Origin of the sequence: Photorhabdus viridis (assembly GCF_040256935.1) — a bacterium.
In the GTDB taxonomy this organism is placed as follows: Bacteria; Pseudomonadota; Gammaproteobacteria; order Enterobacterales; family Enterobacteriaceae; genus Photorhabdus; species Photorhabdus viridis.
The window spans coordinates 142262-156958 of sequence record NZ_JBEJZY010000003.1 but is presented as its reverse complement, the minus strand read 5'-3'; the positions used below and the strand labels follow the sequence as shown (position 1 = coordinate 156958).

At 43.8% G+C, this 14697-nt stretch carries 11 protein-coding genes and 3 pseudogenes; 10 read left to right on the top strand and 4 right to left on the bottom strand.

The genetic code is table 11. From position 1 onward, the window contains the following. Positions 1 to 256, bottom strand: a 256-nt coding sequence (locus ABR397_RS02460) for a type VI secretion system baseplate subunit TssF (protein ID WP_350304318.1), incomplete at its 3' end; no start/stop codon positions are given. Between the two features lie 649 nt (positions 257 to 905). Between ABR397_RS02460 and flhB the strand changes: the two genes are divergently transcribed. The 4 genes and pseudogenes from flhB to ABR397_RS02440 all read left to right on the top strand — a co-directional run. Continuing rightward, on the top strand, positions 906 to 2057 hold the full coding sequence (flhB, locus tag ABR397_RS02455) for a flagellar biosynthesis protein FlhB (protein ID WP_350304317.1): 1152 nt from the start codon (positions 906 to 908) through the stop codon (positions 2055 to 2057). After that, positions 2050 to 4131 carry a flagellar biosynthesis protein FlhA gene (flhA, locus tag ABR397_RS02450; RefSeq protein WP_350304316.1) on the top strand — a complete coding sequence of 694 codons (2082 nt, stop codon included), beginning with the start codon at positions 2050 to 2052 and terminating at the stop codon, positions 4129 to 4131. The genes flhB and flhA overlap by 8 nt, the downstream gene beginning before the upstream one ends. A 479-nt stretch (positions 4132 to 4610) precedes the next feature. After that, entirely contained in the window at positions 4611 to 5030 is a 420-nt protein-coding gene (locus ABR397_RS02445; RefSeq protein WP_350304315.1) for a hypothetical protein, read from the top strand. Between the two features lie 122 nt (positions 5031 to 5152). After that, positions 5153 to 5269: pseudogene (locus tag ABR397_RS02440) on the top strand (IS481 family transposase); the annotation flags it as partial. A gap of 67 nt (positions 5270 to 5336) precedes the next feature. Here the strand turns inward: ABR397_RS02440 and ABR397_RS02435 are convergent. Beyond that, positions 5337 to 5480, bottom strand: a pseudogene (locus ABR397_RS02435) (DUF4172 domain-containing protein); the annotation flags it as partial. Positions 5481 to 6378: 898 nt separating this feature from the next. Here ABR397_RS02435 and ABR397_RS02430 point away from each other — a divergent pair. From ABR397_RS02430 to ABR397_RS02405, 6 genes and pseudogenes are all read left to right on the top strand, one after another. Further along, positions 6379 to 6822: a hypothetical protein gene (locus ABR397_RS02430; protein WP_350304314.1), complete on the top strand. Its 444-nt coding sequence runs from the start codon at positions 6379 to 6381 to the stop codon at positions 6820 to 6822. Positions 6823 to 7002: 180 nt separating this feature from the next. Then, positions 7003 to 8574: a hypothetical protein gene (locus ABR397_RS02425; RefSeq protein ID WP_350304313.1), complete on the top strand. Its 1572-nt coding sequence runs from the start codon at positions 7003 to 7005 to the stop codon at positions 8572 to 8574. An 18-nt stretch (positions 8575 to 8592) separates the two neighbouring features. Further along, the gene (locus ABR397_RS02420) at positions 8593 to 9015 is read left to right on the top strand and encodes a hypothetical protein (protein WP_350304312.1); all 423 of its coding nucleotides are present in this window, start codon (positions 8593 to 8595) and stop codon (positions 9013 to 9015) included. Positions 9016 to 9044: 29 nt separating this feature from the next. Next, positions 9045 to 10541, top strand: coding sequence for a hypothetical protein (locus tag ABR397_RS02415; protein ID WP_407072850.1), 1497 nt, complete (start codon positions 9045 to 9047; stop codon positions 10539 to 10541). Between the two features lie 50 nt (positions 10542 to 10591). Further along, positions 10592 to 12124 (top strand): hypothetical protein, encoded by a 1533-nt coding sequence (locus tag ABR397_RS02410; protein ID WP_350304323.1) that lies wholly within the window; start codon positions 10592 to 10594, stop codon positions 12122 to 12124. A gap of 120 nt (positions 12125 to 12244) precedes the next feature. Beyond that, positions 12245 to 12661 (top strand): annotated as a pseudogene (locus tag ABR397_RS02405) (hypothetical protein); the annotation flags it as partial. Between the two features lie 126 nt (positions 12662 to 12787). Here the strand turns inward: ABR397_RS02405 and ABR397_RS02400 are convergent. Further along, positions 12788 to 13918, bottom strand: a complete 1131-nt coding sequence (locus ABR397_RS02400; RefSeq protein ID WP_350304310.1) for a hypothetical protein — start codon at positions 13916 to 13918, stop codon at positions 12788 to 12790. A gap of 337 nt (positions 13919 to 14255) precedes the next feature. Then, positions 14256 to 14696 (bottom strand): flagella synthesis protein FlgN, encoded by a 441-nt coding sequence (locus ABR397_RS02395; protein ID WP_350304309.1) that lies wholly within the window; start codon positions 14694 to 14696, stop codon positions 14256 to 14258. Position 14697 lies beyond the last annotated feature (1 nt).

Sequence of the window (14697 nt, the reverse complement as noted above, 5' to 3'; positions counted from 1 at the left end):
TGGTTGAAGGAATAGGATGTAACGGTATCGGCCAGACATTGCGTAAAATAGGGTTAACCACTTCAGGGAAAGCATCATTAATTTTTTGCTGAAGACCGGCAGCCAGAAGCGCAAAACCTTCCAGTACCCGGAGAATATCCGGGTCACCAGATTCGGCGGTAAAGGGGGCAAGGTGTGGATGTTCTTGCGCCGCGTGACGCATATCATGTTTTATCTGAGAGAGTGCTTCTCGGTAGAAGTCTTCAAAATTCTTCATATTTACGCCTGTCTCTTTTATGATCAACTATTAATGTTAACTTATATTTCGATCTGATAAATATCAAGGTTGATATTTTAAAGATGTGTAAATTCCGCTTTAAAACAGTCAATAATGTAAATTTTATAGGTGTTTAAGTAACATGATTATTTAATTTATTCCAAATAGTTTGATTTAGGGCAGTTTTTCTTAATTAAGTTGTGGCGCCATGATAGCGGGATGTCATAAGCTGAAATGAATATTTGGCTCATAGTTAAGAGGGGAATAAATGTTACGTTCCATTATTTTAACTGGAGATTCGACTTCGCATGGCGGCAAGGTGCTGGCGGGAGTGATGGCACCTAACCTTATCAGTTCGTAACACCTGCCCTTTTATTGTTGGATGAACCTGATAACCATTTGGATATTGAATCCAGGGAGTTGCTACAGCAGGCGTTATATCATTATAACGGAGCAAGTGTACGAAATGTTTGATCCAAACTAGGTCATCATTGCTTTGAACCAACCTTGCATTCGCCTTGATCCCACAAACACCCTGCCAAATTTCTCATTGTTCCAGCCATCGAATTTTTTCTCTTTTGTCATGCTAGCAGCTATTTAATTCCATATTTTATGACCGACAACGTTTTAGACGCTGACAAGGAAAGCCGTGGCCGAAGATAGCGATCTTGAAAAAACAGAGGAACCCACGCCCCATAAACGGGAAAAAGCCCGGAAAGAGGGGCAGGTAGCCCGCTCCAGAGAGCTGAGTTCCATATTGATGCTGACCAGTGGCCTGAGTTTGCTCTGGATGAGCGGTCAATCAATTACTCATGAATTGTCGCTGATGGTGTTTGAAGGTTTTAACTTCGATCACAGCATGGTTAGCAATGATAAACAGATGGTTCAGCAGATTGGCAGGTTGCTCCGGCAAGCTGTTTGGGCTTTGTTGCCGGTTTTTGCCGGATTAGTGTTCGTTGCGTTAAGTGCTCCGGCGCTATTGGGTGGATTAGTATTCAGTACAAAATCCATCAAATTTGATGCGAAAAAATTGAATCCTATTTCTGGTCTGAAACGTATTTTTTCAATGAATGCGTTAGCTGAATTGTTCAAAGCGTTGCTTAAAGCAGGATTTGTCGGAATTGGTGCTGCTTTATTTCTTTGGATGAACTGGCCTGCCATGTTACGGCTGATCGCGCAACCACCTCTGCTGGCGCTGGATGATGCAATGCAAATGTTGGTATTCGCCGGTTATGTTGTGGTTTTCATGTTGATACCGATGGTGGCTTTCGATGTCGTTTACCAGATATACAGCCATCTGAAAAAACTGAGAATGACCAGACAGGAAATAAAGGATGAATTTAAAGAACAAGAGGGGGATCCACATGTTAAAGCGCGTATCCGTCAACAACAACGGGCGGCTGCCCGTCAGCGTATGATGGCGGATGTACCGAAAGCGGATGTGATTGTCACCAACCCAACTCACTATGCTGTCGCCCTGAAATATGACGAAAAAGCGATGAGTGCGCCAAGGGTATTGGCGAAAGGGGCGGGAATCATTGCATTGCGGATTAAAGAAATAGGTACAGAAAACCGCATTCCATTACTTGAGGCGCCGCCACTTGCCAGGGCGCTTTATCGTCATAGTGAAGTTGGCGGACATATCCCCGCGACACTTTACGCGGCGGTAGCGGAAGTGCTTGCTTGGGTCTACCAATTGAAACGTTGGAAACGGGAAGGCGGCTTGAAGCCGAAGAAACCTGAAAATCTGCCAGTGCCGCCAGCACTGGATTTTGCTGGAGAAAATAATCGTCATGGCTAATCTGGCCTCTATATTTCGTTTACCGGGCAATATGAAAGGATCGCAATGGCAAATGCTTGCCGGGCCGGTATTGATCCTCTTGATTTTGTCGATGATGGTATTGCCGTTGCCGCCATTCCTGTTGGATTTGCTGTTTACGTTTAACATTGCGCTATCAATTATGGTGTTACTGGTGGCGATGTTTACCCGGCGTACTCTGGATTTTGCCGCATTTCCGACAATATTGCTGTTTTCCACTTTGTTGCGTTTGTCTCTTAACGTGGCTTCAACCCGTATCATTTTATTGGAAGGGCATACTGGCTCTGCGGCGGCGGGTCACGTTGTGGAAGCATTTGGTCACTTTCTGGTTGGCGGTAATTTCGCCATTGGTATCGTGGTTTTTATTATCCTGGTATTGATTAACTTTATGGTGATTACCAAAGGCGCAGGGCGTATTGCTGAAGTTGGCGCCCGTTTTGTGTTGGATGGTATGCCAGGTAAACAGATGGCGATTGACGCTGACCTGAATGCCGGATTGATCGGTGAGGAGGAAGCGAAGAAACGCCGTGCGGAAGTGACGCAGGAATCGGATTTCTATGGTTCGATGGATGGCGCTAGTAAGTTTGTGCGCGGCGATGCGATTGCCGGATTAATGATACTGGTTATCAACGTCGTCGGCGGCTTGATTGTTGGTGTGGCCCAGCATGGCATGAGCCTGGGGGATGCAGGGGAAGCTTATACTCTGTTAACCATTGGTGATGGCCTGGTGGCGCAGTTACCTGCCCTGATTATTTCGACCGCGGCCGGTGTGATTGTTACCCGCGTGGCGACGGATCAGGATGTTGGTCAGCAGATGGTGACTCAACTGTTCAATAATCCCCGTGTGTTGATGTTGAGTGCGGGGGTTCTCGGATTATTGGGCATGGTTCCAGGAATGCCCAATTTTGTTTTTCTGTTGTTCACTGCGGCGTTAGCAGGTCTTGGTTGGTATCTCTATCGCCGTGCTGATGGTCCGGTGATGAATGCGGAAAAACCCAAAATAGAGGAGCAACAGCAGGCATCAGAAGCTTCATGGTCTGATGTTCAGCTTGAAGATCCACTGGGGATGGAAGTGGGATATCGCCTGATCCCGATGGTTGATTTTCGTCAAAATGGTGAATTACTGGGGCGAATCAGCGGCATTCGGAAGAAATTTGCTCAGGAGATGGGATATTTACCACCGGTGGTTCATATTCGTGACAACCTTGAACTGGCTCCGTCTGGCTACCGTATTCTCATGAAAGGGGTAGAAATTGGTCGTGGTGAAGCCCATCCGGGGCGCTGGCTGGCAATAAACCCTGGCGGTGCAGTAGGAGAATTACAAGGTGATATCACCAAAGATCCGGCTTTTGGGCTCTCTGCGGTTTGGATTGATGACAGCCTCAGAGAACAGGCGCAGGTTCAGGGTTATACAGTGGTTGCCGCCAGTACGGTTGTGGCTACCCATATGAATCATCTGTTGACGCAATATGCTAATGAATTGTTTGGCCGTCAGGAAGCCCAACAACTGTTTGAACGTGTTAGTCAGGAGATGCCTAAACTGACAGAAGACTTTATTCCCGATATTGTCAGTCTGACAACTTTGCATAAGGTTCTGCAAAACCTGTTATCCGAACAAGTGCCGATCCGGGATATGCGGACAATTATTGAGACACTGGCTGAACATGCCCCGGGGCAAACTGATCCCTATGAGCTGACATCTGTGGTCAGAATCGCGCTTGGCCGGGCGATTGCTCAACAGTGGTTCCCTGGAGCGCAGGAAATCCAGGTCATTGGACTGGATGCCGGTCTTGAGCGTTTGTTAATTCAGGCGTTGCAAAATGGTGGCGGTCTGGAGCCAGGATTGGCGGATAATTTGCAACAGCAGGCAACGGAAGCACTGCAACGTCAGGAAATGTTGGGGGCTCCTCCGGTACTGCTGGTTAACCATGCGTTACGCCCGTTATTATCGCGTTTCTTGCGAAGGACTTTACCTCAATTGGTTGTTTTATCTAACCTTGAAATCAGTGATAACCGTCAAATCCGTATGACAGCAACTATTGGTGGTAACGGGTAGTCATATTAATAAAACATGGGCCATTTATTCGTAAATGGCCTTTAATGTTCTTTTTTTTCTTTTTTTTAATGCCCGTTTTGGATAAAAGTGAGATTTTTCTTTTATCATATTTCCTTTTACCAGTGCCGCCGAAGTGATTTTTATTCGCTTCGGTTTTTTCATTATTAAATAATAATCAGTAGTGAGTTTGTGAATAGGTTGGATTTAATTGTTTTCTCTGTCATGACAGTTAATAATTTAATGTTGTTGGTTTTGATTTTAATATTATCTAAATATAAAAAAACTTTCGGATTAGATCAAAAATAGAGCAAATCATATTTGGCAGGAATAATAAATAACAAACTAAAGAGTCGAATGTTGAATTAAAGAATAATAATGATAAAGGAAAGATAAAAAATAACACACCGAATTTAGTGACGAAAAAATAAAATTCGGTAATATTTGCCGCTCTAAACAATTCAAAAGGATGAGAGTTAAATATGTATGAAAATATGTTAAAACCCGTAACATCAGGAAAAACAGAAAACGGATCTCAACTAAAAGGAAATGAGGGCACATATGACACATCAATATTAAAAGGGAGCCCTGTAGGACGAAATGATATTGGAAATTCAGCACCATTGCCTGCTCAAGCAGAAGTTTTTCAAAAAGTTGTCGATGAAAAAATAGAAAACTTCAAAACAAAGGGAAATACAATATCAATTATTGTCTGGCGTAATAACCAGACAGGGCTTACCCACATATTGGATGGTCAGCATCGATTTATTGCTGCATGCATACTTGGAGTACCCGTTAATTTGACATGGAAAAAGTTCGGTATACCACCTAATCAGATAGACTGGAGTAGTACAAAATTCTCTAACGGAATACCGGCTAAGACCAAGATATTTGGAAAATAATCGATTAAGTTAGTTTAATGTGTATTAGGTGAGACTTGATCTGATACAGGAATTTGAAAGATTGAGAGTTACCGGTTTTGATATAGACGTCGAAATCTTAAACAAAACGTGAGGTAACTCTCATGCTCCACATTATTCATTTCATCATCAAATATAAAGCTGGCTTGCTGAATCTGGTGGAAGAACTTAACAATATATCCAACGCTTGTAAAATCATGAGCATTTCGCATGACATATTCATTGTGACGAGCGGAATTTTATTAATATTCCTTACGTTTGGTTGCAATTAAATCATCCTGAATAAATTCAAATGTAATGGAGAATGTAACGGGTGCTACGACCGCCCGCGCCGGTGCTTTCTAAACAGCCTAGCTCAACTAAATGTGCTAAATGCCTTGTTGCCGTGGGGCGACTTACCTTCGCCACTTTTTGATATTGGTTGTTGTTAATGGCGCAATAACGTCGGCATTCCAATGGAATTCAGGCCAATTATGTTGTTCCCATATCCACATTGATTTCACCTGTGAGTCAAATAAGGCTTCTATTCTACTCACTAAATGAGTCGAATGTTAATTTTATTTGACTCATTTACGGTTTTTTTAAGGTAATTAAGGTCTTATTGACCTTGATGGAGGGCTGGGCGAGATCTCACCTTTTTAGACCAGCCCTGACTTCTAGATTTAATCATCATGGGATATCGTGTTTCACGTTTAACCAACGTTAATCATACCTGTTTTTTATTGCATTATTTTTATCGTTTTCTGTGTAAAATAACCACGAGAAAGCACTTGGGTGTGATCCTGTCTTTTTTCCCAGGTTTTAAAACCACGCTGACAAACAAAAAAACGACTTTTCTTAACAGCTGTTTTACCACTTTCAGATTCTGAATTATTTAAGGTGAATAATTATGATTCCGGTCTTATTTAAATGTACGCGCTATTTTCTTAATTATTAAAGTAAAATGTTTTCATTATGCATAAATGAAATAGCTTGGTATAAATATGTGACATTTATAGGTGTCATTGATAATTATGTTTATTCTAATAAAATGCTTGGTTGATTGATTTAAATCTAATTAAATTAATGGTTATTGTGATACTGGTGGAGTATTATTTAAACGATATGTTTTTAGATGAGGTTTTTTAAAAAAAAGTAATTAAAATTTTATTAAATAGCTGGCAAAAATTCACTTTTCTATAATGCTTAAATATAACTGATTGTGTCATGCGAAAAACGAATAGCGTAGTCAAGTTAAATATTAAATAAGTGTTATCGGCAGCGAATCTTCCGAGTGCAGTATCAGCTATAACACATAACCAAGGTCTGACTTTATTAATGGGGGAAAATAATGTCCACTGAACCGCCGCTATATCAAGAAGATATTGTCGTGATACATGTTGCCACACCCGAAGATTTGGCGAAGTTTGCCGATCAATCACTCTTCTGGAATGAAGAAACCTGTGAACAGATGAAAATTGCTGAAGTGTTGTTTACGCCAGCAGGAGAGGCTCCACCTGGCTTGGGAATTAAATATGTCGCCACTCCCGGTGATTTGGTGAGGTTTGTCGATGAAGAAGGCTACTGGAGTGAGGAAACCTACGAACAGATAGAAGTTGTAAGGGTGTTGTTTATACCAGCAGAAAAAATACGTGGTGTAGGGATTAAACATGTTGCCACGCCTGACGATTTGGCGAAGTTTGCCGATAAGGAACTTTTCTGGAGTAAGAAAGACTACGAACAGCTAAAAGCCGTAGAGGTGCTGTTTGTACCCAGAGAAGGAATGCCCGGTTAGGGGGGTAAACATATCGCTACACCCGACGATTCGGCAAAGTTTACCGATAAAGCGGCCAATTAGAATGGAGAGAAGCATTAAGAGAGGGATAAAGCCAGAATATTGTTTATCCCGAAAATAAAAGAATAGAACGGCGTGTAACAACGTTAATTTATTTGTCATTCTGCATTGGAGGTATTAATGGCTCACAACAAGACATCTACATCCAGCGAGAATAATTTGTTGGATAAAGAGGAAGTTAAATCCTGGTTTAAATTATATTCCATGCCGAAAAGTGAAAATTATACTCAATTGGTGCAAATAGCGGCGGAAGGTCGGCGTTTAGCCGGTCTGGACCTTGGTCAGACCGATAATAATCCAGGGGCAGGATTGAACCGGGATCTGGATGAAGTGAATTTACTCTTAGTGAATCCCGGTGATGGGGTGCATATTGGAGAAAACCGTGAAATTGCTGTCAATATTGATAAGAGCAGCGGCTTACAGTTCATTAATGGAGAATTGGGATTACGCCCCGAGTTTAAATTGTCGCTGGCACTGTTTGAGAGTTTTACGCAGGAACAACAAAAAGAACTTTACCGTTGGCTGATTCATGCTGGTGAGATGGCGACCAGTAAGGTGCAATTGCCCGCGTTTGACTTGCCGGCCAATGGTAACAATAAAAACCTTGGTGCTGTTGTCAGTGTTAACGGTGATGGGAAAACTGTCGCGCTTAGTGGGGCAGAAGGAAAGGAACCTGTATATCTATTTTCTTATACCGATAGCGGTTGGCGGCAGCAATTCGCTGATTACGTCAGTGGTTATAGCGGCAGAGCGCTCAGTCTGAATCGAAATGGTAATGTTCTCGCGGTGGGTATTGAAAACCGAAACAGTGATGGTGGGCATGGTTCGGTGTTCGTTTATCGCAGATTGGAAAATGGCGCGTGGGAGAAATCTGCCAAACTTTGGCTTAGTGAGGCGAATGTTCAGCAGCATTTCGGTTGCGCTGTGGGCCTGAGCGCTGATGGCACACTATTAGCGGTAGGTTCTTATGGCTGGAGATCGGGTTTATTGACTAACTGCGGCGCAGTGTATCTTTATCAGTATGACGGAAAGAAATGGTCACAGCTTGGTGAGCGTCTGACCTTATCTTCTCCGGCACAGGGCGATATGTTTGGCGGCAAACTGAGCTTGAGTGCTAATGGTTCAACTTTGGTCGTAGCGGCAACAGGGCGTAACGGTAATAACGGTGAAGTGACGATATTTCATCGTCACGGGACATACTGGCAGCCGCAACCGCCACTCAATTCGCTGACTTCTCCTTCACTCAACAGCAGTGACAGCTTTGGCGCCAGTCTCAGCCTGAACGATAGCGGCAATATTCTGGCGGTGGGGTGCCCGGGAGAGAAGGACAATGTTGGTGCGGTCTATTTGTACCAGCGTCACCGTCATGTATGGCAAGTTATGGGGATACTGAGAGAAGCGGTGACTGCCGGGGAAAGGTTTGGCAGCGAGTTGTCTTTGAGTGGTGATGGTCAGGTACTGGTGGTGTCAACACCTGTTGGTAAAAATGACACAGGTGTGCAAACCGGTACGGTATGGTGGTTTATATATCAGGATGAACAATGGATTATGCAGGGCAAATTACTGGAGCTGGATGGGGAATCAAACCATAAATTTGGCGCCGGTGTTTGTCTTAGTGGTGACGCCAATACGTTGGCGATTGGCGCCAGTGGCTGGAAAAGTGGCGAAGGGAAAGTTTACCTTTACGACTAGCTAAATGAGGAAAAGACGATGGCGAAAGAGATAACAGATGAAACGGTCAGCCAGCTTAGTACCCACTTCGCCCCTGGCAAGATCCCGACTGAGGCGGCATTTTATTCACTGATTGATTGGGCCACGTTGTGGCGGCAGCTTTTTGGTTGGCAGGATGGCGATCAAGCTTATCATCCAGGGGGCGGGTTGCAGGTTATCGACAACCGTTTGGCGGTTAAGACTGGTGATGGCATCGCGGTGGAACTGAAGGGACTTGCGTTAAGGCTACAGCCCAATGGGGGATTGATGTTGGATAAATCTGGGGCGCTATCGGTGGATGGTACTGTAGCGGTTTCGGCACAAGCCTTTAAATTGCTTTCTGAGGAGACGCGGGAACAAATTGCCAAGTTGTTATTGAATGCTGAGGCAGAAGGCAGAAAACAGGGAACAGAAAACAGATGACGACCGCCTAATGCGGCTTTTGAGGACATATTATGACTGATAAAGAAATGAGTTCTGTTGATTCATTGAAAGCGAATTTTAAGTCTGGTGTTCCGCCCATGCCTGAAGCATTTTCCCATTTGATTGATGAGGCATATCAGGTATATGAAATCATTGATGGTGATAAGTGGGATAGCCCGACCGCAGGGCTGGAACGGGATGACAAAGGAAAACTGGCCCTTAACACTCACCATTCTGGCGGGTTAAACCTTGATCAGAGAGCTTTGGCATTGTCACTGAAGCCAGAAGGGGGACTCTCTTTTGATGGGGGAAGGCGTCTGAAATTGGATGCCGATCGGCAGGTTCAGTTTGCCGATTTTTTCAGTTTATCGCGGTGGGAGCGGATAGAGATAGCACAGTTGTTGGGTTTGAAACGCATCACCAGTACTACGATGACGCGTATTGTTTCTCCTTCCCCTAAAGAGAATGAACGCTTTGGCACTTCTGTTAGCCTGAACGCGGCGGGAGATTGCTTAGTGGTTGGGATGGGGAAAGTGGTCTATTTGTATATGAGCCGGAGGGATGAGTGGAATACAAGCACGCCCATTGTGTTTGAGGCTTATGGAGATAAATATCGTAGTGCTTCATGGAATGTCAGTCTGGATGCGGAGGGAGATAACTTGGCAGTGGGGTACTTAACTGATGTTCGAAAAATGGAGGTTTGTGTGTATACGCGCACAAATGGTGTCTGGGATACAAAAAGTCCTATTGTGTTTCCGTTGGAAGATGAATATAGACACGCTGGTGGTGTGTATGCCAGTTTGAGCGCCGCAGGAGACTGTCTGGTGGTGTGGGGGGGCATCTATACATTCTATGTGTATACACGCACGAATGGGATCTGGGGCAGAGAAAACCCCATTAAGCTTCGTTTTTCGAATTATGGTCACGGAATTGCCATGATTTGTCTGAGTGCCTTGGGAAACTGCTTGGCGGTGCATGGTACCGATTATTCTATAAACATGGTTTATGTGTATACACGCACGAATGGAACCTGGGATGAAAGCTACATTGGGTTCAATCCCCCTAAAGATAGTTCACCCGGTTTTGGCAAGGTTTTTAGCCTGAATGCAGAGGGAGATCGTCTGGCGGTGGGGGCGGATGATGATTCACCCATTATTGATGGGAAGGTTTATCTGTATACGCGTACGAATGGGATCTGGGATACAAAAAATCCCATTAAGTTTTCGGCTCCTGCAAGTGGCGTAACGTATTTTGGCTGCGCTATCAAACTGAATGATGTGGGAGACCGTCTGGCAGTGGGGGCGGCTTCCCGGGTGTATGTGTATACCTATCTGAATGGTAAGTGGAATATGGAAACACCTATCGAGATTTTGGACCCTTCAGGCAATTTAGACAATGTAAATGGTTTTGGTAAGGCTGTGAGTTTGAATAAGTTAGGAACGAGCTTGGCGGTTGGTGCAGTTTTAACCAAGGTTGATTCTGCGCCTGAAGCCGGTGCAGTCTATATCTTTGATAATGTCAAATAGAAGACAGAGAACATATGACGGTGACTGTCTAATACGGCTTTTGAGGACATATTATGGTTGATAAAGAAATGAGTACTGTTGACTCTTTGAAAGCGAGTTTTAAGTCTGGTGTTCGGCTCATGCCTGAAGCCTTTTCCTATTTGATTGATGAGGCATATAAGGTATATGAAATCATTGATGGTGATAAGCGGGATAGCCCGACCGCAGGGCTGAAACGGGATGGTAAAGGAAAACTGGCCCTCAACACTCACCATTCTGGCGGATTAAACCCTGAACAAGGGGCTTTGGCGCTATCATTGAAGCCAGAAGGGGGACTCTCTTTTGCTGGGGGAGGGTATCTGAAATTGGATGCCGATCGGCAGGTTCAGTTCACGGATTTTTTCAGTTTATCGCGGCGGGAGCGGATGGAGATCGCACAGTTATTGGGTTTAAAACGCACCATAGTGACGCGTATTGTTTCTCCCTCTCCCGAAAAGTATGAGTCCTTGGGCTATTCTGTTAGCCTGAATGCGGCGGGAGACTGCTTAGCGGTTGGGATGATTAATAAAGTCTATGTATATATGCGCCGGAATCGTGGTGAGTGGAATACAAGCACGCCTATTGTGCTTGAGTCTTTTGAAAGTGATTATATTAGATCTTCATGGAATGTCAGTCTGAATGCGGCGGGAGATTGCCTGGCGTTGGCAAATAGTAAGCCTCATGATTTCAAAAAGCGGGTTGGTGTACATATGCGCACAAATGGCGTCTGGGATGCGAGAAAGGCCGTTTGGTTTCCGGCTCCGGGCAGCAATCAAATCTTTGGCTTGAATATTAGCGTGAGTGCAGCAGGAGACTGTCTGGTAGCTGGGGGCTCATCCTCTACGCTTCATATGTTTACACGCACGAACGGGATCTGGGATAGAGAAAATCCTATTAAGTTTCCGAGTCCTTCGAATGCTATTCGGTTTGGCGATGCTGCCCGCCTGAGTGCTGCGGGAAACTGTCTAGCGGTGTTTGGAGAAGAAATTTTTTCTTTAAGAAGCACGATTTATGTGTATACACGCACGAATGGGGTCTGGGATAGAGAAAACCCCATTGAGCTCAAGGCCCCTGAAGGTAACTCATACGATTTTGGTAAGGTTTTTAGCCTGAATGCAGAGGGAGATCGTCTGGTGATGGGGGCGGGTGATGATTTACCCATTACTAATGGGAAGGTTTATTTGTATACGCGCACGAATGGGATCTGGGATACAGAAAATCCTATTAAGTTTCAGGCCCCTGCAAGTGACGTACCGTATTTTGGCCGTTCTCTTGAACTGAATGATGCGGGAGATCGCCTGGTAGTGGGTGCGGCTTCCAGGGTGTATCTGTATACCTGTCTGAATGATAAGTGGAATATGGACACACCTATGGAGATTTTGGACCCTTCAGGCAATTCAGAGACTTTTGGTGTATCTGTCAGCCTGAATAAGGCGGGAACGATTTTGGCAGTTGGTGCAGCGTCAGAGAATGTCGATTCTAAATCCGAAGCTGGTGCAGTTTATGTTTTTGAGGATGTCAAATGGAAGACAGAGGACAAAAAACAGATGACGGTGACTGTCTAATACAGCTTTTGAGGACATATTATGACTGATAAAGAAATGAGTACTGTTGACTCATTGAAAGCGAGCTTTGAGTCTGGTGTTCGGCTCATGCCGGAAGCCTTTTCTCATGTGATTGATGAGGCATATGGAGACGGTCTGGTGGCTGGATGCGAATATAAACCTGCGTTACATTCTACGTTCCATATATTTACACGCACAAATGGGATCTGGGGTAGCGAAAATCCTATTAAGTTTTTAGCTCCTGCAAGTGACGTAACAGATTTTGGCCGCTCTTTCGAACTGAATGATGCGGGAGATCGTCTGGTAGTAGGGGCGTCTTCCAGGGTATATGTGTATACCTGTCTGAATGATAAGTGGAATATGGAAACACCTATGGAGATTTTGAACCCTTCAGGCAATTCAGACAATTTAAATGATTTTGGTAAGGTTGTCGGCCTGAATAAGACGGGGACGAGTTTGGCTGTTGGTGCAGATTCAGAGAGTGTTGATTCTAAATTCAAAGCCGGTGCGGTTTATATTTTTGAGAATGTCAATTGATGGTCTAATCTAGGACAGCCCCATTTTTTGTGTATATTACAAGAAAATGGGCCTACCTTGAAATCCATAGGGTATACCTTTAGCCTGATGCGTAAGCCGCTGAAATTTCCGTCAGACTCAGTGGATTCAATATTGTTTGAAAAGATAGTCGAGAATATCCTGTTCAAGTTCGAAGGCGTCACGTCGTTCCGCAAGATAGCTTTTTAGTACGGTGAGTGAACGCAGGCTTGCGCGTAGTTGGATTTCGTTTTCTATATTTTGCCGCAATTTTTTGCAGTGCTCGCGGAGGTTATCCTCTATTATCTTCGATGTTTCACCTCCCAGTGTGCTCCAAATCATGCCCGGTAACGAATCAGATTTTTTTAGCTGATTGAGTTCACTGGCTAGTATATCTATACGTGCTTTTAGCAACTTATTGATATCGGATATATCCCGATTGTTAAAACTGAAAGTTGGATCAATGTACTGGTGGTACATGTTTATTATCGTCCAGACATCATTATCTTTCTTGGCTTTTGATAACTGCACCATCAACTGGTTTTTTTTCTTTTTTTCATCTAAATCCTGTTCACGATCCGGATGTAATACCTTGGCTATTTTTCTATACATTTGGCTCACTTCCTGCGATTTAAATAAATCATCCAGTTTTTTCTGGTCTTCTTCCGCAGGGTCGAAGTCAGTGGTCTCTTCTGCATCATATTCGTCGTAGAAATGTTCTGATTCCCGTTGAAAATGCTGTTCTATGGTGGCACGCATTTTTTCAGGGCTTTTCATCATATCAAGTAATTCTTCATCAGATATTTCTTCATTAAAATCAAAATATTCATCCAGGGTCTGCCGGATATCAGCCATCTGTTCTGGTGTCGGCGTTTCCTCTTCTTTCAACGCATGAAGATTGGAAAAGTGATCGGTCAACTTATTGAGGTCAAGGTTTTCGTTAAAGGGGTATGTACATAACTCAGCAAGCTCTTCTTCTATCCAGAAAAATAATTCTCTCCGTTGGTTTTTCCCCAATGATTTCTTTTCGGCAAATGAAAGCAACCGTGCCGCTTTATCATATCTGGATTGTATATATTGATGCTCTACCGGTAAAACCTCTTGTTGAAAGCGCATGAACAAGTCGTCTTGTTGCTGTTGTAGCTTGGCGATCTTCAATTGGTATTTTTCGATGGACTTCCAGTAAGCTTTGAATTGTTGCTGAGGCGTTTTTGGTACCTTCTGTCCGCTCGATTTTCTTTTTTTAAGTTGCTTGTGCATCAATATTGTTCCTGAAGTTGAAACCCGTACGTTGAGTAATTAAAAATTATATTATCAATACCCGTTGTCGTTTATTCTTATTCTGCAATATATTTTCGTAACACGCAAAACATTATAGTTGTGCAATTGTTACATTGACTTATAAATGGTGATTTTTGCTAATCTTTTCTTCCCAAGTTTCAATAACCGTTTCACAATACTTTTCGTCTGAATTATTCATGCTTGAGGACTTCGAGAGAAGCTACGAAGCTCGGGTTGAACAGGAAGGCGGCGCTGACAAATTACTATCAAAACAATAAAAAAACGGCACTACCGCGATGGGCGGTAATGCGCTGAATCAAACCTGGACTTTATGGCCGGAAAATATGGAGTGGCGGGTAGCCTGGCCGTCTGAACCATAAAGAGAGGGGCTGTGGTGGCTTTTTAGAAAAGCGATAGCTTTACTATTTAATTCAAGATGCTGGGCTAACAACAGACCATTATGGGCGTTTAAATCACGAATCTGGATAGTTGCTTTGCCGATCTGTTGCCACAATGTGGCGAGCATAGGCTGCTTATCGTAAGGCGCGATAGTCTTTAATTCTTTGCTTAAATTAAGACGCTGCTGCTCTGAATGACCAAGGGCGGATAACAGAAAGTTTTTTCGTTCTGTTATCCGGTGTAAATCTCGTGCTTCAATAAAACCCTCGCACAGAATACGCTGTTCTTCCGTCATTGTTTGGGTCAGCGAGGTTAAATAGGTAACTTGCTGTTTGAGTAATTGCTGAAGTTCTTCCATA

What these genes read in the sequence shown, in the direction of transcription:
- ABR397_RS02430 (WP_350304314.1), top strand. Translation starts at nt 6,379, where the DNA reads ATGTCCACTGAACCGCCGCTATATCAAGAAGATATTGTCGTGATACAT.
- ABR397_RS02445 (WP_350304315.1), top strand. Translation starts at nt 4,611, where the DNA reads ATGTATGAAAATATGTTAAAACCCGTAACATCAGGAAAAACAGAAAAC.
- ABR397_RS02420 (WP_350304312.1), top strand. Translation starts at nt 8,593, where the DNA reads ATGGCGAAAGAGATAACAGATGAAACGGTCAGCCAGCTTAGTACCCAC.
- ABR397_RS02395 (WP_350304309.1), bottom strand. Translation starts at nt 14,696, where the DNA reads ATGGAAGAACTTCAGCAATTACTCAAACAGCAAGTTACCTATTTAACC.
- ABR397_RS02400 (WP_350304310.1), bottom strand. Translation starts at nt 13,918, where the DNA reads ATGCACAAGCAACTTAAAAAAAGAAAATCGAGCGGACAGAAGGTACCA.
- flhA (WP_350304316.1), top strand. Translation starts at nt 2,050, where the DNA reads ATGGCTAATCTGGCCTCTATATTTCGTTTACCGGGCAATATGAAAGGA.
- ABR397_RS02425 (WP_350304313.1), top strand. Translation starts at nt 7,003, where the DNA reads ATGGCTCACAACAAGACATCTACATCCAGCGAGAATAATTTGTTGGAT.